This window comes from Streptomyces sp. CB02056, from assembly GCF_001905545.1.
Classification (GTDB): domain Bacteria; phylum Actinomycetota; class Actinomycetes; order Streptomycetales; family Streptomycetaceae; genus Kitasatospora.
The window spans coordinates 36,738-53,151 of sequence record NZ_LIPD01000014.1 but is presented as its reverse complement, the minus strand read 5'-3'; the positions used below and the strand labels follow the sequence as shown (position 1 = coordinate 53,151).

The 16,414-nt window shown below is 75.2% G+C and carries 15 protein-coding genes; 9 read left to right on the top strand and 6 right to left on the bottom strand.

Going from position 1 to position 16,414, the window contains the following annotated elements; translation table 11 throughout:
* Positions 1-137: 137 nt before the first annotated feature.
* The 3 genes from AMK13_RS32070 (at position 138) to AMK13_RS44305 (ending at position 3,549) form a co-directional block, all read left to right on the top strand.
* Positions 138-392: a hypothetical protein gene (locus AMK13_RS32070; protein ID WP_074005188.1), complete on the top strand. Its 255-nt coding sequence runs from the start codon at positions 138-140 to the stop codon at positions 390-392.
* 264 nt (positions 393-656) lie between these two features.
* On the top strand, positions 657-2,102 hold the full coding sequence (locus AMK13_RS32065) for an amino acid permease (RefSeq protein WP_049658990.1): 1,446 nt from the start codon (positions 657-659) through the stop codon (positions 2,100-2,102).
* Positions 2,103-2,325: 223 nt separating this feature from the next.
* The gene (locus tag AMK13_RS44305; RefSeq protein WP_074005187.1) at positions 2,326-3,549 is read left to right on the top strand and encodes a helix-turn-helix domain-containing protein; all 1,224 of its coding nucleotides are present in this window, start codon (positions 2,326-2,328) and stop codon (positions 3,547-3,549) included.
* Between the two features lie 156 nt (positions 3,550-3,705).
* On the opposite strand, the gene AMK13_RS32055 is transcribed toward AMK13_RS44305, so the two are convergent.
* Complete coding sequence (locus tag AMK13_RS32055; RefSeq protein WP_074005186.1) at positions 3,706-4,494, bottom strand: S1 family peptidase; 789 nt, start codon at positions 4,492-4,494, stop codon at positions 3,706-3,708.
* 730 nt (positions 4,495-5,224) lie between these two features.
* Here AMK13_RS32055 and AMK13_RS32050 point away from each other — a divergent pair.
* From AMK13_RS32050 to AMK13_RS32040, 3 genes are all read left to right on the top strand, one after another.
* On the top strand, positions 5,225-5,875 hold the full coding sequence (locus tag AMK13_RS32050; protein WP_053112595.1) for a transglycosylase SLT domain-containing protein: 651 nt from the start codon (positions 5,225-5,227) through the stop codon (positions 5,873-5,875).
* A gap of 221 nt (positions 5,876-6,096) precedes the next feature.
* Entirely contained in the window at positions 6,097-7,101 is a 1,005-nt protein-coding gene (locus AMK13_RS32045; RefSeq protein ID WP_074005185.1) for a glycosyltransferase family 2 protein, read from the top strand.
* Positions 7,102-7,200: 99 nt separating this feature from the next.
* Positions 7,201-10,107: an FAD-binding and (Fe-S)-binding domain-containing protein gene (locus AMK13_RS32040; protein WP_074005184.1), complete on the top strand. Its 2,907-nt coding sequence runs from the start codon at positions 7,201-7,203 to the stop codon at positions 10,105-10,107.
* On the opposite strand, the gene AMK13_RS32035 is transcribed toward AMK13_RS32040, so the two are convergent.
* Together AMK13_RS32035 and AMK13_RS32030 are read right to left on the bottom strand one after the other, a co-directional pair.
* Positions 10,098-10,610 carry a hypothetical protein gene (locus tag AMK13_RS32035; protein WP_074005183.1) on the bottom strand — a complete coding sequence of 171 codons (513 nt, stop codon included), beginning with the start codon at positions 10,608-10,610 and terminating at the stop codon, positions 10,098-10,100. The two genes, AMK13_RS32040 and AMK13_RS32035, sit on opposite strands and share 10 nt — an antisense overlap.
* A gap of 42 nt (positions 10,611-10,652) precedes the next feature.
* Positions 10,653-11,156, bottom strand: coding sequence for a DUF1453 domain-containing protein (locus AMK13_RS32030; protein ID WP_074005182.1), 504 nt, complete (start codon positions 11,154-11,156; stop codon positions 10,653-10,655).
* Positions 11,157-11,230: 74 nt separating this feature from the next.
* Between AMK13_RS32030 and AMK13_RS32025 the strand changes: the two genes are divergently transcribed.
* Positions 11,231-11,860 (top strand): TetR/AcrR family transcriptional regulator, encoded by a 630-nt coding sequence (locus AMK13_RS32025; protein WP_074005181.1) that lies wholly within the window; start codon positions 11,231-11,233, stop codon positions 11,858-11,860.
* Between the two features lie 178 nt (positions 11,861-12,038).
* Here the strand turns inward: AMK13_RS32025 and AMK13_RS32020 are convergent, their stop codons facing one another.
* Positions 12,039-12,488, bottom strand: coding sequence for a CBS domain-containing protein (locus AMK13_RS32020; protein ID WP_074005180.1), 450 nt, complete (start codon positions 12,486-12,488; stop codon positions 12,039-12,041).
* A gap of 82 nt (positions 12,489-12,570) precedes the next feature.
* Positions 12,571-13,563 carry a slipin family protein gene (locus AMK13_RS32015; RefSeq protein ID WP_079272701.1) on the bottom strand — a complete coding sequence of 331 codons (993 nt, stop codon included), beginning with the start codon at positions 13,561-13,563 and terminating at the stop codon, positions 12,571-12,573.
* Between the two features lie 155 nt (positions 13,564-13,718).
* Here AMK13_RS32015 and AMK13_RS32010 point away from each other — a divergent pair, with 155 nt between their 5' ends.
* A complete protein-coding gene (locus AMK13_RS32010) occupies positions 13,719-14,555 on the top strand; it encodes a uracil-DNA glycosylase (protein ID WP_079272682.1) in 837 nt (278 codons plus the stop codon).
* A gap of 111 nt (positions 14,556-14,666) precedes the next feature.
* On the opposite strand, the gene AMK13_RS32005 is transcribed toward AMK13_RS32010, so the two are convergent.
* Positions 14,667-15,545 (bottom strand): CHAD domain-containing protein, encoded by an 879-nt coding sequence (locus tag AMK13_RS32005; protein ID WP_074005179.1) that lies wholly within the window; start codon positions 15,543-15,545, stop codon positions 14,667-14,669.
* A 167-nt stretch (positions 15,546-15,712) separates the two neighbouring features.
* Between AMK13_RS32005 and AMK13_RS32000 the strand changes: the two genes are divergently transcribed.
* Positions 15,713-16,387 (top strand): hypothetical protein, encoded by a 675-nt coding sequence (locus tag AMK13_RS32000; protein WP_074005178.1) that lies wholly within the window; start codon positions 15,713-15,715, stop codon positions 16,385-16,387.
* Positions 16,388-16,414: the final 27 nt, after the last annotated feature.

The window sequence follows — 16,414 nt, the reverse complement described above, 5'->3', positions numbered from 1 at the left end:
CCTGACCGGCGCCGGGAGCCGGCCGGCACCGAGAACGCTCGGGATGCTCCTACGGCATGTCCCGAGAGTCCCACTGTGCTCTGGTTTGCCCCGATCGTCCACAGCGCGTCGACAATGGGCCGAGGAGGTCGACGCGGATGGGCATCCGGAGCCGAGGACACCAGCGGGGCCGGCGGGACCAGCGGGAACGCGACCAGGCGCCGCCGCCGGAGCGGTACGGCTACCTGGTGACGTACGCGGTGCGGGGCGAGCCCGGCGCACGGCGCGCGGAAGTCACGGTGCTGCCCGGATACTCGCAGGAGGACAACATCCCCCGGATCCTCGCCGCCCGGCTCACCGGGCGGCCGGCGGACGAGGCGTCGATCACCGTCCTCGACGTGCGGCCGATCTGACCGGCCACCCGCGGGCGATTTGAGCCCCAACAGAGCTTGGCGACCTTTCCGAATGCTGACGATGCGTCAGATTTGAGGTTTCCATGCCACCTTTCCACCCACCCCGACCAGGCCTTTTCCGTCCGTTGAGCGAACAGTTACCAAAGGATTGTTCCGATACTCGGGCGTAGAAGTTAGGTTGCGACGCAATGCGCGGGTCAGTCCCCCACCCTCGGCGCGACGAGCCGAGGGACACGCCGCGCGGGAAAGGCACAGGGCACCCAGATGAGTGCGGACACCACCAAGCCCCCGGCCACGGCCACCAAGCTCCCCCACCAGACCGGGCCGATCGGCCACGGCGGCGACGGCCACCTGAAGGCCGGACTCAAGAACCGCCACCTGTCGATGATCGCCATCGGCGGCGTGATCGGCGCCGGCCTGTTCGTCGGCTCCGGCGCGGGCATCGCGACCACCGGCCCGGGCATCCTGCTCTCCTACGCCATGGCCGGCGTGCTGGTCGTCCTGGTGATGCGGATGCTCGGCGAGATGGCCGCGGCCGACCCGCAGAGCGGCTCGTTCTCGGCGTACGCGGACCGGGCGCTCGGCCGCTGGGCCGGGTTCAGCATCGGCTGGCTGTACTGGTTCTTCTGGGTGGTGGTGCTCGCGGTCGAGGCGACGGCCGGCGCGAAGATCCTCAACAACTGGGTGCCGGGCGTCCCCCAGTGGGGCTGGGCCCTGATAGTCATGGCGGTGCTGACCGCCACCAACCTCTTCTCGGTGGCCTCCTACGGCGAGTTCGAGTTCTGGTTCGCCGGGATCAAGGTGGTCGCGATCGCCGCGTTCCTGGTGATCGGCACCCTCGCCGCCTTCGGCCTGCTGCCGGGCACCCACGCGGTCGGCGCCAGCAACCTCACCGGCCACGGCGGGTTCCTGCCGCACGGGGTGGGGGCGGTGTTCACCGGCATGCTCACCGTGGTCTTCGCCTTCATGGGCAGTGAGATCGTGACCCTGGCCGCCGGCGAGTCGGAGAACCCGGAGAAGGCGGTCTCCAAGGCCACCAACAGCGTGATCTGGCGGATCGGGATCTTCTACCTGGGCTCGATCCTGCTGGTGGTCACCCTGCTGCCCTGGGACTCCGCCGACGTCAAGGCGAGCCCGTACGTGGCGGTGCTGGACCACATCGGCATCCCGGGCGCCGGCCAGGTGATGGACGTGATCGTGCTGACGGCGGTGCTGTCCTGCCTCAACTCCGGGATGTACACGGCCTCCCGGATGGCGTTCTCGCTGGGCCAGCGCGGGGACGCGCCCAAGGCCTTCGCCACGGTGACCTCGCGCGGCGTGCCGCGGGTGGCGATCCTCTCCTCGGTGGTCTTCGGCTTCGTCGCGGTGTTCTTCAACTACACCTCGCCGGACACCGTGTTCGCCTTCCTGCTCAACTCCTCCGGCGCCGTCGCGCTCTTCGTCTGGCTGGTGATCTGCGCGACCCAGCTGCGGATGCGCAGGATCATCGAGCGCGAGATGCCCGAGCGGCACACCGTCCGGATGTGGCTGTACCCGTACCTGACCTGGACGGCCATGGGCATGATCGGGTTCGTCATGGCGTACATGTTCACCGACGCCGACGGACGCAAGCAGATGTACCTGTCGCTGGTCGCCGCAGCCATCGTGCTGGCGGCCTCGGCCGTGGTGGGCCGACGGCGGCGGGCCGCGGTGGCGGCGGCGGGCTCCTGACCCGTCCGCCCCGCGCGGGAACGCCGGGCCCGGGAGCCGATGCGGAGGCTCCCGGGCCCGGCGCCGTTCTGCCCGGCGCCGTTTTGCTCGGCGCAGTGCACCGCCCGGCACCGCAGCGCGCCGCGATCCACCGCCCGTCCAGTTTGACCAAGGCACGTCAACGGGGATACCAGGGCCGGGCGCTCCCCCACGAGCGCTCCCCCCGCCCCCTCCGGGAGACCCCGTGCCGTCCCTACCCGCCCCCACGCCACCCCCGCCGCCACCACCCCAGCCGCCTCCGCCGCCGCCCCGTACGGGGCCCGGGTCCGCGCGCCTGCGCTTCGGCCGCCGACTGCGCCACTGGCGCGAGGCCCGGGGCCTCAGCCAGGCCGAGTTCGGCCGGCTGCTCGGCTACCACGACTCGCTGATCAGCCGGGTGGAGAACGCCCACCGCTGGCCACCACCCGGAATGCCCGCCCGGGCCGACGAACTCCTGCGCGCCGACGGCGAGTTGGCGGACCTCTGGCAGGCCGTCCAGCAGGAGCGCGAACACCTCGGCGAACGCGCCGCCGCCACCCGGCCACCGCTCGACACCACCACCACCGGCCCGCCGGACGCCGCCACCGTCGAAGTGCTCGCCCAGCTGCTCGCCGTCTACCGCGCCGCCGCGGGCCGGATCGGCGGCGAGGAGCTGGCCACCGTCCTGGAGCACCACGCCCACACCCTGCTCGGCCGGCCGCACCCCGACCCGCACCAGTACCCCGACCGGCGCGACCACCCCGCCGCCGACCGCTCGCTCGCCGCCCAGTACGCCGAACTCGCCGGCTGGGCCCACTTCGAGGGCGACCGCCACGCCCGCGCGCTCAGCTGGTACGCCACCGGGCTGGAGTGGGCACGCGCGACCGGTGACCGGATCACCGCGGCCGCGCTGCTCGCCCGGCAGAGCACCCTGTACTGGTGGCACGGCGACCCGGCCACCGCGCTCGCCCTGGCCGAGGCCGCCCGGACCACCGCGCCTCCCCTGCCGGGGCTGCGGGCCTGGACCGCCGTCGCCCAGGCCCACGCCCACGCGCTGGCCGGCCGGGCCCCGCTGGTGCGCCGGACGCTGGCGGAGGCCCGGCGGCTGACCGACACCGCGCTGCGCACCGGCGATCCGACGCCCTGGGCGGACCGCGCCGACCTGGTCCTGGCCGTCGCGCACGGCACCTGCCACCGGGACCTCGCCGTCCGCACCGGCCGCGCCGGCCACGCCCGCACCGCGGCGGCCTGGCTGGAGGCCGCCCTGCGGCTCCTCGACCCGGCCGCCCGCCCGCGCGACCACGCCCTGGTCACCGCCCGCCTCGCCGGCGCCCACGCCCTCGCCGGCCGCACCGACGCCGCCGTCGCCCTGCTCACCCGGCTGCCCCCGCACACCGCCGGCCGCATCGCCCGGGAGCGACGGCGGGCCGAGGAGTGGCTGCGCGGGTGAGGCTCCCCGGACACGGCCGCCCCCGGTCCGTCACGGAACGGCAGGACCGGCCACCACCTGCGGGTGTGGTGACCGGCCCTGCCGTACCGCTTCGACCGGCCCTGCCGGGTCGGATCAGTGACCTTCCGGGTCAGCCCGGGGACCCGCCGGGTCGGATCAGAGGCCGGCCGCCGCCGCGGCGATGTCGGCCGCGTAGGTGCTCACCTGGGTGTAGACGCCCGGGTAGCCCGCGCGGGCGCAGCCGTTGCCCCAGCTGACGATGCCGACCTGGACCCAGCGGCCCGCCGCGTCCTGCCGGACCATCGGGCCGCCGGAGTCACCCTGGCAGGTGTCGACGCCGCCCTGGGAGACGTAGCCCGCGCAGAGCGAGCCGGCCGCGTTCAGTCCCGGGTAGGCGCGGGCGCAGGTGGCGTCGTCGACGAACGGCACGGTCGCCTTGAGCAGGTACCGCTGCTGGCCGCCGCCCTCTCGCGCGGCGCCCCACCCCATGATGGTGAAGGTGCCGCTGTCGTAGGCGGTGGAGGTGGCGATCGGCAGGGTGCTGACCTGGCCGCCGCTCACCGGCGAGGCCAGCTTGATCAGCGCCCAGTCGTCGCCGTTCTCGGCGCCGGTGAAGGCGGGCGACTGGTACACGTACGAGGAGCGGACCTTGACCGCGCTGCCGCTGTTCAGGTCGACCGCCCCCGCGGTGGCGGTGATGCTGCTGTCGGCGCCGGTGCCGTCGACGCAGTGGGCGGCGGTGAGCACGATCTGCGAGGTGTAGAGCGCGCCGCCGCAGCCCATCGAGAGCCGCACCACGAACGGGAACTCGCCCTGCGCCGCCCGCGTGCCGCCGACCACGCTCGGCGACGGCTCGGGTGAGGCGGCGGCGGGCAGCACGAGCGCTCCGGCGCCGAGCACCAGGCCGGCCAGCAGGCAGACGAACCTGCCGAGTTGACGCTTCATCAGATCCTCCTTGCAGGTGGGGGAAGACCGAGAGTGGCCCGGCGGGCGGCGCGATAGGAGGGGTCCGCCCTTGCCGGTCGGATCTGGCAGGAACACGGCAATGAGGGGTTCCGGGTGCGGGGGGCCCGGGACGATCGCGCACCGAACCTCACGGCCCGCTCCGGGGAATCCCGTGCGCGACCCCCCGGCGCCGTCACCGGTCGCTCACTCCGCGTCGAAGCCGCGCCCGCCGGCGTGTGAGCCCGCCCACAGCGGGATCGCCATCCACGATCCCCGATAGTGGACGCGCTCCCCGCGGCACCGCCCCCGGCGCCGTCGAGCCGCCCCGACCGGGCCGCCCGCGACCGCGATCCGCCTGAAGAACACAGGCCACCGCACCTGCTGGCAATGCGATCCTTCACCACCCCCGGGCTGCCACCTCCGGATGGAGGATTCGGACAAATATGCCCAAATAAGCCGCCGGACCCCGCTCCGGCCACCCCTCAGCCACGACCCTGCGTAGTAGCGAACGCCTTTGCCACCCGTCCCCGGCCCTGCCAAGAATGGCCCGTCGCCAGACAGCGCAGCCGACCACCCCCCGCCGCCGCGCAGCCCGCCCGCCCCGCCGTTTCCGCCGGGGCGCCACGGCCGTCCAGGGCGGCCGCACGGGCCCCGCTCACCCGGAGCCCACGCGATGCCCCGCCCCCGGTGCCACCGGCACGGCCCCCGACGGAGAAGGATCGTCCGCCCCATGCAGCTCAGCCATGCCCGCCGCAACTCCCTGATCACCGGCGTCGCCACCCTCGTGGTCGCGAGCGCCGCCACCGCGGCCCTCGCCATCCCGCAGGCCGGGAACGGCACCGAGGCCGCCCCCGTGGCCGCCGTGTCGGTGGACGGCACGCTGGTCGCCGAGCAGGGCCAGGCCGACACCGCTGCCGCCGGCGCCGCCGAGCAGGCCGCCCAGGAGGCCCAGGCCAAGGCCGAGGCGGACGCCGCCGCCCAGGCCCAGGCCGAGGCGCAGGCCCAGGCGGACGCCAAGGCCAAGGCCGACGCCGAGGCCGCCGCCTCCCGCTCCCAGGAGCGCCAGGACCTGAACAGCGCCCCGGCCGCCTACTCCGGCACCCCGCAGCAGATCGCCGCGCAGATCGTCCCGGCCGGCCAGCTCCAGTGCTTCAGCAACATCGTGTTCCGCGAGAGCAGCTGGAACCCCCTCGCGGTGAACGCCTCCTCCGGCGCCTACGGCCTGGTCCAGGCCCTGCCCGGCTCCAAGATGGCCTCCGCGGGCGCCGACTGGCGCACCAACCCGGCCACCCAGATCAAGTGGGGCCTGAACTACATGAACACCCGCTACGGCAGCCCCTGCGCCGCCTGGTCGTTCTGGCAGTCCCACCACTGGTACTAGGCCGATCGGCCACCCGGGGCCCGCGACGCACCGCGCGTCGCGGGCCCCGGCGCGCATCACCCCAGGTCGGAAGCCGGGCCGGGACCCGGGCCGGGCGTGGACACGTCCGGAAGGCGGCGTGAAGATCTGGCGCACACTCGTACGGTTTGCCACTGATTGATCGGAATTACGGACCGTCAGGGCTTTGCCACGGTTCGCGAGCCCTCTTACGCTCCGGCGTCATGCCCTCACCCCTGATCAGCGTCGTGCTCCCCGCCTACGACCAGCACGAACAGCTCGCCGACTGCCTGGACTCGCTGCTCGCCCAGTCCCTGGCCGACGTCGAGGTGATCGTGGTCGCCGACCGCTCCCCCGAGACCGCGGGCGGGCTCGCCGACGCGTACGCCGCCCGGCACCCGCAGGTGTCGGTGCTGCACCTGAACGCCGCGGTCGGGGTCGGGGCGAGCCGGAACGCGGGCGCGGCGCGGGCCACCGGCGAGTACCTGCTGTTCCTGGACGCCGACCACCTGCTGCCCCGGGACGCGCTGCGCACGCTCGCCGACCGGCTCCGGCAGACCGGCCCGGTGGACGTGCTGCTGTTCGGCCACTCCCGCCGGCACCAGGACCGGGACTGGCCGGGCGGCGCCGAGGCGCTGCTCGCCGAGGCCGGCCCCGAGCCGTTCGCGCCCTTCGACCGGCCCGCGCTGTTCGGCGCGCCGCCGCTGGCCTGGGACCGGCTGGTCCGCCGCGGCCACTGGGCCGAGCTGGGCCTGGCCTTCCCGCCCGGCCGCTACGAGGAGGTCCCGGTGGCGCACGCGGCGCTGCTCGGCGCCCGGACGGCCGCCGTGCTGGCCCGCGAGTGCGTCCAGCTCCGCCGCCGGGAGACCGTCCACCCGGCGGGCGGCCCGGGCAGCAGCGTCTTCGACCTGTTCGAGCAGTACGAGCGCAGCTTCGCCCTGCTGGAGGACCAGCCGCACCTGTACGCGGTGCGCGAGGCGCTGTTCGTCCGGATGATCCGGCACTACCTGTTCGTCTTCGACCTGGCCGGCTGCGTCACCCGCGCCGAGCGGCCGCAGTTCTTCCACCGCGCCGCCGAGCACCACCGCCGCTTCCAGCCGCCCGGCCACCGCCGGCCGGGCGGCCGCGAGGGGATCAAGTTCTCGCTGCTGGCGGGCGGCGCGTACCCGGCCTTCGAGGTGGCCAAGCTCTCCCACATCGCGCGCGGCACGCTCACCGGGCGGAAGTAGCCGGGGCACCCCCACCCGGGTGAGCCGGGCGCCGCGCCCGGTACCGGTGCGGCGGCGCGGCTGCGATCATCGGCGGAGCCGTACTCCTGGGAGGTCCTGGTGAGCCGTCCGTCCGCCGTCCCCGGGGCCGAGTTGGCCCGTGAGCTGACCGCCGTGCTGCGCGGCGAGGTCCGCTTCGGCGCCGCCGAGCGCACCGTCTACAGCCAGGACGCCTCCAACTACCGGCAGTTGCCGCTCGGCGTGGTCAAGCCGGCCGACCTCGACGACGTGCGCACCGCGCTGGCGCTCTGCCGCGCCCACCGGGTGCCGGTGGTGGCGCGCGGGGCCGGGACGAGCATCGGCGGGCAGGCGATCGGCCCGGGCGCGGTGGTGCTGGACTTCCGCCGCCACCTCGGCGCGGTGCTGGAGGTCGACCCGGGGGCCCGCACCGCGCGCGTCCAGCCCGGCACCGTGCTGGACGACCTCCAGCGCGCCGCCAGGCCGTACGGGCTGCGCTTCGGGCCCGACCCGTCCACGCACAGCCGGTGCACCCTCGGCGGCATGATCGGCAACGACTCCTGCGGCTCCCACTCGCTCGCCTGGGGGCGCACCGCCGACAACGTCGAGCGGCTGGAGCTGCTGCTCGCGGACGGCACCGAGCTGACCGTCGGCGGGCGGCTCACCCCCGCGGAGCGCGCCGCGCTGGCCGCGCTGCCCGGGCGGGTCGGCCAACTCCACACCGGGCTGCAGGAGTTCACCGACCGCAACCTCGCCGCCATCCGGCAGGGCATGCCGCGGCTGCCCCGCCGCACCTCCGGCTACCCGCTGGACGCGCTGCTGCCCGAGCAGGGCCACGACCTGGCCCGGGCGCTCACCGGCACCGAGGGCACCTGCGCGCTGCTGCTCGGCGCCACCGTCCGCCTGGTCGAGGACCCGCCGGCCCGGGCCCTGGTGGTGGCCGGCTACCCCGACGAGGGCGCCGCCGCCGACGCCGTCCCGGCGCTGCTGCCGTACGGCCCGCTGACCGCCGAGGGCATGGCGGCCGACCTGATCGCCGCGCTGCTCGCCGCCGGGCCCCGCCCGCCCGCGCTGGACCGGCTGCCCGCCGGCAAGTGCTGGCTGTTCCTGGAGACCGGCGGCGACACCCCGCGGGCCGCCTATCAGGCCGCCCGTCGGCTCGCCGACGCGGTGAAGCGCGAGCGCTCGGCCACTGTCGCCCTGGTCACCGACCCGGTCGAGCAGCGCCAGCTGTGGGCCGTCCGGGAGGCCGGCGCGGGGATCGTCACCCGGCTGCCCGGCGGCGGCGAGGCCTGGCCCGGCTGGGAGGACTCCGCCGTCCCGCCCGAGCGGCTCGGCGACTACCTGCGGGCCCTGCGCGCCCTGCTGCGCCGGCACAGCCTGCACGGCGTCCCGTACGGGCACTTCGGCGACGGCTGCGTGCACCTGCGGATCGACTTCCCGCTGGACGAGCCCCAAGGGGTGCTGGTCTTCCGGGAGTTCCTGGAGCAGGCGGCCGATCTGGCGGTCTCGTACGGCGGTTCGCTCTCCGGTGAGCACGGCGACGGGCAGGCCCGCTCGGAGCTGCTGCCGCGCATGTACCCGCCCGAAATCATCGGCTTGTTCGGGGAGTTCAAGCGGATCTGGGACCCGGAGAACCTGCTCAACCCGGGCGCGCTGGTCGACCCGCGCCCGCTCGACGCCGACCTGCGCTTCGTCACGGCCCCGCGCCGCACGCTGCCGCTGGCCCTGCCGTACGAGCAGGACGGCGGCAGCCTGGTGAAGGCGGTGCACCGCTGCGTGGGCGTCGCCAAGTGCGTGGCCCCGGGCAGCGGGGTGATGTGCCCGAGCTACCTGGCCACCGGCGAGGAGCGGCACTCCACCCGGGGGCGGGCCCGGCTGCTCGCCGAGATGCTGCGGGGGGACGCGATCCCGGACGGCTGGCGCTCGGAGGAGGTGCGGGAGGCGCTGGACCTCTGCCTGAGCTGCAAGGGCTGCGCGAGCGACTGCCCCGTCCACGTCGACATGGCGACCTACAAGTCCGAATTCCTGTACCAGCACTACCGGCACCGGCCGCGCCCGCTCGCGCACTACTCGATGGGCTGGCTGCCGCTCTGGCTGCGGGCCGCCTCGCTCGCGCCCGGGGCCGCCAACACCCTCGCCCGTTCCCGGGCCGGGGGGCTGCTCAAGCGGCTCGGCGGGATCGACCGGCGCCGGGTGCTGCCGGTCCTCCCACCGGAGACCTTCACCGCGTGGTACCGGCGGCACCGCGCCACCCGCCCGGCCCCGGCGGGCGCCCGGCCGGTGCTGCTGTGGCCGGACACCTTCTCCGACCGCCTCCAGCCGAGCGTGCCGCGCTCGGCCGTCGAGGTGCTGGAGCACCTGGGCTTCGACGTCCGGCTGCCCTCGGGCCCGGTCTGCTGCGGCCTCACCTGGTACTCCACCGGCCAACTCGGCACCGCACGACGGGTGCTGCGGCGCAGCCTGCGGGCGCTGGAAGCGGCCGAAACGGGAGCGGGCGGGGTCCAGGCCGACACCCCCGTGATCGGCCTGGACCCCAGCTGCACCGCGACCCTGCGCGAGGAGCTGCCCCGGCTGCTCGGCGCGGAGGGCCGCCCGCTCGCCGACCGCACCCGCACCTTCGCCGAGTTCCTCGACGAGTTCGCCCCGGACGCCCCGCTCCCCCGAATCCCGCTGGACGCCGTCACCCAGACCCACTGCCACCAGCACGCGGTGCTCGGCAGTGCCGCCGACCGCCGGCTGGAGGCCCGCCTCGGCCTGAACAACCGGGTACTGGAGGCCGGTTGCTGCGGCCTGGCGGGCAACTTCGGCTTCGAGCGGGGCCACTTCGAGGTGTCCGAGGCCATCGCGGAGCGGGTGCTGCTGCCGGGGCTCCGGGCCGCCGGGCCGCAGGCGGTGGTCCTGGCGGACGGCTTCAGCTGCCGCACCCAGATCGCCCAACTCGCGGACGGGCGGCGGGCCCTGCACCTCGCGGAGCTGATCGCCCGGGAGCTGCGGGATCAGTCCTGACGGTGCGCCGCGAGGAAGGCCCCGGCGTGGGCCGCGGCCTCCTCCCTGGTCCGGGGGCCGGCCGCCGCCCCACCGGTGGCGCCGTCCGCACCGGTGGCCGTCCAGCGCCAGCCGCCGGAGGCCTCGTCCTCCGCCAACTCGGCGGTTCCGCCGAACAGTTCGAGCAGCCCGGGCCGCGCCGCCGGACGACTGACGGCCTCCGGCCACTTCTTCCGGGCGCCCTGCCGGGTGATGCCCCAGGCAGCACCGAGCTGCTCGTAACTGGCGCCATAGGAACCCGCGGTGGCGGCCGCGCCCGCGGTGAGCAGCTTGACCTCGGCGTCCACCAGCTTCCAGGCGGACAGGACGGAGAGCGCGACCTCGACCGGCTCGGCGTTCCATATCCGTTCCGCGGGCAGGCCCGTCGCGCGGGCGCGCACGGCGGCGGCGAGGGGGTCGAGCGCGTCGAGGAGGGCCTTGGCCAGCGCGGCCCGCTCCTCCGGAGTGATCTCCACGGTCGTCATGATGACAACTGTAGTTAACGAACTCGTCCACGACAACCATAGTTACCGGCCGAACCGGTCCAGCGGGCTCGCACCCCGCTTCTCCGGCGCGAACGGCGTGCCCGAGGAGAGCGCCCGGAAGCCCACCACCAGCGCCTCCCCCAGGAAGCCCACCCCGATCGACAGCTGGATCGGACGGGCGTCCGCGGCCAGGCCGAAGTGCGCGGCGAGCGCGGCGAAACCGGCCATCAGGGCCAGCGACACCGCCGCGACCAGGAAGGTCCGCCCGGTGTAGCGCTGCCACAACACGCCCTCCCGCTCGTAGACCCGGATGGTGGCGCCGCGCACCGCCCCCAGCGCGACGCCGAGCCCGGCGCCCGCCGCGATCCAGCCGTAGTCGGCCGCGCCGAGCCCGTGCTTCTGGGCGAGCGCCCACACGCCGAGGGCGGTGAGCACCACCGGCGGCGCGAAGAGGTCCCGGGCGTTGAGCGGTTCGCCGCGCAGCCGCCGGATCACCACCACGACGACCACGACGGCGATCAGCCCCGCGTGCACCCAGCCGTTCATTCCTGCCTCCCCGAATTTTTGTAGCTCGACCGTGCTAAATCAGCAATTTAGCTCGCTCGTGCTATAATGGCAACATGCCGAAGATCGTCGACCCCGCCGAACGCCGCCAGGCCGTCGCCGACGCCGTCCTGCGCGTCGCGGCCCGGGAGGGACTGGAGCACGCCTCCCTGCGCAACGTCGCCGAGGAGGCCGGACTGGCCGTCGGCTCGGTGCGGCACTACTTCGCCGGCAGCTCCGAGCTGATGATCTTCGCGATGCGCGAGCTGGCCCGGCGGATCGAGGCCCGCATCCGCGCCCACGCCGCCGCCCTGCTCGACCCGGCCGCCGCCGGCACCGACCGGCGCGAACGGACCGTCCGACTGCTCGCCGAGACCCTCCCGCTGGACGCCGGGCGCCGGGAGGAGTCCGCGCTCTGGCTCTCCTTCGTCACCGCCGCCCGCACCCGGCCCGACCTGCGGCCCCGCGCCGTCGAGATGCAGACCGGACTCGACGACCTGGTCCGACGCGTCCTCGCCGAGTCCCGACGCGCCGGCGGCCTGGCCCCCGGCCTCGACCTCGACCTCGACCTCGAGACCCGCCGGCTCTCCGCCCTGCTGGACGGCCTCACCCTCCAGGCCGTCCAGCACCCCGACCTGGTCGGCCCCGACGAGCTGCGCGCGGTGCTGCGCCGCCACCTCGACACCCTGGCCGCCCCCGCCTCCTGAGACCGCGCCAACACCCCCGAGAACGCCGAGGTCGCCGAGGGCACGGAGAGCACCGACGGCACCGGGCCCCCGCCGCCCACGCCACCTCCGTCTACGCCCTGGGATGACCGGAGCGGCACGACTGCGGCCCCCGCCCGTCCGTCGGCGGGGGCCGCAGCCCGCGTACGCGCGGCAGGCGTCAGCCCTGGGCCGCCCCCGCGGGAGCCTCCTCCGCACAGACCGCCGAGACGAACTCGGCGACCCGCGCCTGCGGCAGCCCGCGCGCGATGTCCGCCTCGCTGATCATGCCGACCAGCTTGTGCTCCGGGTGGTTGATCACCGGCAGCCGGCGCACCTGGTACTGCTCCATCACCCGCAGCACCTGCTCGCAGTCCTCGTCCGCCTCCACCGTCATCGGCCGCCCCTGCGCCAGCTCGCCCGCCGTCACCGATGCCGGGTCGCGGTCCTCGGCGACGCAGCGCAGCACGATGTCGCGGTCGGTCACGATCCCCAGCAGCCTGTCGCCCGGCCCGCAGATCGGCAGGGCGCCCACATGGCGTTCCCGCATGATCCGGGCTGCGGCCGCGAGCGTCTCGTGCTCACGGATGCACTCCGCGCCCGGGTGCATGATGTCGCTGGCTCTGGTCATGGTCCGCCTCCTGACCTGGCTTCCCGTTCCCCTCGTCCATCGTGGTCCGGGCGGATGGCCGACGCCACCGGGGCCGACCCGCTCACTCCGCTCCGTCCGACCCGGCGGGGCCGCCGCGCCCGACCCGGCCGTCCGGCGACTCCGGTCGGTCCAGCGGCGACTGCTCCAACACCTCTTCCAGGGGAGGGAGTTCATGCCTGGGAGGCTCCGGCTCCAACCCCTCCTCCGGGATCTCGCCGCTCTCCACCGCCTCCTCCACGGCCTTCGCCCCGGCCGCGACCGCCGCCGCCGTCAGCAGATTCCGCTGCTGGACCTCCGTGGCACTGTCCAGGAAGCGCAGCAGCTCCACCGGGAAGGGCAGCACCAGCGTCGAGTTCTTCTCCGCCGCCACCTCCACCACGGTCTGCAACAGCCGCAGTTGCAGCGCGGCCGGAGTCGCGCTCATCACGGCTGCGGCATCCGACAGCCGCTGCGAGGCCTGGTACTCGCCGTCCGCCGTGATGATCCGGGCCCGCCGCTCCCGCTCGGCCTCCGCCTGCCGGGCGATCGAGCGCTTCATCGACTCCGGCAGCGCGACGTCCTTGATCTCCACCCGGTCGATCTCGATGCCCCAGCCCAGCGCCGGGCTGTCGATCATCAACTCCAGCCCCTGGTTGATCGGTTCCCGGTTGGCCAGCAGGTCGTCCAGCTCGCTCTTGCCGATGATCGAGCGCAGCGAGGTCTGCGCGACCTGGGAGATCGCGAAGTTGTAGTCCTGCACGTTGACGGTGGCCTTCACCGGGTCCACCACCCGGTAGTAGACCACCGCGTCCACCCGTACGGTCACGTTGTCCCGGGTGATGCCCTCCTGCGCCGGGATCGGCATCGTCACGATCTGCACGTTGACCCTGCGCAGCCGGTCCGCGACCGGCATCAGCGCGACCAGCCCGGGCTCGCGCACCTCGTCGCGCACCTTCCCGAAGCGGAACACCACGCCCTTCTGGAACTGCTGGACGACCCTGATGCTCAGGCCCGCACAGATCACCCCGAGCCCGGCCAGCCCCCCGAGCGCACCCAGCACCGCATCGACGATCATCGCGGCCTCCTCGCGACCGGCGCGCTGCGCGCACACCGGCGTCTCCGGCCGCCGCCGACCCGGACCGGCCGGGGACCGCCGGAGCAACTGATTCCACGCTACGCCTGCCCGGAGGACGCCGGTACGAACGTCCCGCTCCCCCTAGGATCCTGACCATGCCGACCGAGGCCGCACCCTCCTCCCCCGCCGACGAGCCCTCCCACCTGGCGGCCGATCCGGCCTCCGACCAGGCCGCCGACGACCCCGAGCACCCCCGGCACCCCGCCGAGGCGGCCGCCCGGGCCGCCGGACTCGCCGCGCTGGACCGCGTCGTCACCGGCTGCCGGGCCTGCCCGCGCCTGGTCGCGTGGCGCGAGGAGACCGCCCGCACCAAGCGCCGCGCCTACCAGGACCAGGACTACTGGGCCCGCCCGATCCCCGGCTTCGGCCCGCCGGACGCCCCGCTCGTCCTGGTCGGCCTCGCCCCCGCCGCCCACGGCGCCAACCGCACCGGCCGGATCTTCACCGGCGACCCCTCCGGCGACCTGCTCTACGCCGCCCTGTACGAGCTCGGGCTCGCCAACCGCCCCGAGTCCGTCCGCTACGGCGACGGCCTGGAACTGTCCGGCGTCCGGATCACCGACCCGGTCCGCTGCGCCCCGCCGGACAACAAGCCCAGCACCGCGGAACGCGACACCTGCCGGCCCTGGATCACCCGGGAGCTGGAGCTGATGCGCCCCACCGTGCGCACCGTCGTCGCCCTCGGCGGCTTCGCCTGGCAGGCGATGCTGCCGGTGATCGCGGACGCCGGCTGGCGGCTCCCCCGCCCCCGCCCCGCCTTCGGCCACGCCGCCGTGGCCGCCTTCCCGGCCCGCGACGGCGGCCCGGACCTGCGGATGTACGGCTGCTACCACGTGAGCCCGCGCAACACGAACACCGGCCGGCTGACCACCGCGATGCTCCGGGACCTGCTGCGCGAAGCCGCCCGCTCGGCGGGGCTCGACCCCCGGTAGGGCGCGGCGGAGCGGGCCGGTCGAACCGGCGGGTGGCCGTGATCCCGCCGTCCACCGGCAGCGTGACGCCCGCGACGTACGAGGCCCGGTCGCTCAGCGGCCAGGCCGCCGCTACCCGAAGCGGGCCAGCTTCCGCCTGCCCGCCGCCCGCCAGACCTCCGGCAGCCGGCGCCGGGCGGCCTCCTCCGCGGCCAGCTGGCGGCCGTAGAGGACGCCGTAGCCGAAGGGCTCGCCGCCGCTCGCCGCGTGGGCGGCGAGGGTGCTCGCGGCGACCACCGCGTCCTGGTGCTCGCCCAGCACCTCCTGGACGGCCTTCATCCGCTGGGCGTAGCGCTCGGCCCGGGCGCCGACGGCCGGGGCGGCGGTCTCGCCGGCGTAGCGGGCGCGCTTGGCCGCCTTGCGGGCCGCGTGGAGGGCGAGGTCCCGTTCCCCGGGGGCGGCGGCGAGGGCGGCGCGGACGCGTTCGGCGGTGCGGTCCTGTTCGCGGGCGGCGATCCGGGAGAGCTCCGGGACGGCGCCGCGGGCGGCGCGCGGGAGCAGCGGCGGGTCGGCGAGGAGGGTGGCGAGGGCCTCGCCGAGGGCCCGGCGGCGGGGGCTGTCGAGGGCGGCGACGACCTCCGGCCAGATCTGCCGGTACTCGGCCTCGCCCCACCGCTCCAGCGCGGCGGCGACCCGCTGCGGCCCGCATTCGGCGGGCAGCTCGCGGGCCTCGGCGGCGAGCCGTGCGGCCAGCACCTCGCGGTCCCGCGCCCCGCCGAGCGCGGCGGCGAGCCAGCGCAGCTCGGCGACCAGCTCGTCGGTGGTGCCGGGCGCGAACAGCCGCCGGAAGGTCCGCAGGGCGCTGCGCAGCCGCCGGCAGGCGACCCGCATCCGGTGCACGGCGTCCGGTTCGTCGGCCCGGACGGCCTCGTCCAGGCCGGCCAGCACCACGGCCTGCGCCTCGATGCGGGCCAGCAGCACCTGTCCCACCGTGGTCTCGGGTTTCACCATGCGCGCTCGCCCCCTCGTCGGGTCAGCGGGAACGCCTTCCAGGCTAATGCGGCCACGGCTGCTGTCGACCCGACGGGCGACCTCGCAGGCTACTGAGCGCGCGTCAGCCGGACCAGGGACCTACGGGCCCTCGTGCCGGACGCGGAGGCCATGGCATACTCCGGAGCGTGACGACCTCCTCCCACGCGACCAGGGCCCTGCGGGCCGCGGTGTTCACCGCGCTCGCCGTGCCGATGGCCGCGTTGGGCCAGGTGGTCATCACGGGCCGTCCGCTGCCGCTGTCGCTGGTGGCCACGGCCGGTGCCGTCGTCTTCCTGGTCGCGACCGTGCTGGCCGGCGGGGAGCGGCGGTTGCTGCACATCTCCGGCGTGATGGTGCCGGTCGAGCTGCTGCTCAACACCACGTTCAACCTGGGCCAGGCCGGCTGTTCGCCGGTGCTGGCCGGTCAGGTGCCCGCACGCGGGGTGAACCTGCTGGTCTGTGGCGGCGGTTCGGTGGACGGCTCGCTGCTGAGCGGCCCGCTGGGGCACACCGCCCAGTTGGCGCCCGCCGCGACCCAGCTGCTGCTCCTGCTGGTGCACCTGGTGATCGCGCTGGCGGCCTCCGCCTGGCTGCGGATGGGCGACGCCGCCCTGTCCGGCCTGGCCCGGGCGCTGCGCGCGCTGAGCGAGTCGCTGGCCGGCCCGCTGCGCGCCCTGGTCGTCCTGCTGCTCCCGGCCCCGGTCCGTCCGGTGCTGCGGGTGCCGCTGCCGGTGTCGGACCGCCCGCGGCCGCGCCGCGAGGACGTGGTGCTGAGCCCGGCGCCCCGGCGCGGCCCGCCCGCCTTCGCGCCTGCCTGCTGATCTCCGGCCTCATCTGATCATCCCCGT

What these genes read in the sequence shown, in the direction of transcription:
- AMK13_RS32070 (WP_074005188.1), top strand. Translation starts at nt 138, where the DNA reads ATGGGCATCCGGAGCCGAGGACACCAGCGGGGCCGGCGGGACCAGCGG.
- AMK13_RS32065 (WP_049658990.1), top strand. Translation starts at nt 657, where the DNA reads ATGAGTGCGGACACCACCAAGCCCCCGGCCACGGCCACCAAGCTCCCC.
- AMK13_RS32055 (WP_074005186.1), bottom strand. Translation starts at nt 4,494, where the DNA reads ATGAAGCGTCAACTCGGCAGGTTCGTCTGCCTGCTGGCCGGCCTGGTG.
- AMK13_RS32050 (WP_053112595.1), top strand. Translation starts at nt 5,225, where the DNA reads ATGCAGCTCAGCCATGCCCGCCGCAACTCCCTGATCACCGGCGTCGCC.
- AMK13_RS32045 (WP_074005185.1), top strand. Translation starts at nt 6,097, where the DNA reads ATGCCCTCACCCCTGATCAGCGTCGTGCTCCCCGCCTACGACCAGCAC.
- AMK13_RS32035 (WP_074005183.1), bottom strand. Translation starts at nt 10,610, where the DNA reads ATGACGACCGTGGAGATCACTCCGGAGGAGCGGGCCGCGCTGGCCAAG.
- AMK13_RS32030 (WP_074005182.1), bottom strand. Translation starts at nt 11,156, where the DNA reads ATGAACGGCTGGGTGCACGCGGGGCTGATCGCCGTCGTGGTCGTCGTG.
- AMK13_RS32025 (WP_074005181.1), top strand. Translation starts at nt 11,231, where the DNA reads ATGCCGAAGATCGTCGACCCCGCCGAACGCCGCCAGGCCGTCGCCGAC.
- AMK13_RS32020 (WP_074005180.1), bottom strand. Translation starts at nt 12,488, where the DNA reads ATGACCAGAGCCAGCGACATCATGCACCCGGGCGCGGAGTGCATCCGT.
- AMK13_RS32015 (WP_079272701.1), bottom strand. Translation starts at nt 13,563, where the DNA reads ATGATCGTCGATGCGGTGCTGGGTGCGCTCGGGGGGCTGGCCGGGCTC.
- AMK13_RS32010 (WP_079272682.1), top strand. Translation starts at nt 13,719, where the DNA reads ATGCCGACCGAGGCCGCACCCTCCTCCCCCGCCGACGAGCCCTCCCAC.
- AMK13_RS32005 (WP_074005179.1), bottom strand. Translation starts at nt 15,545, where the DNA reads ATGGTGAAACCCGAGACCACGGTGGGACAGGTGCTGCTGGCCCGCATC.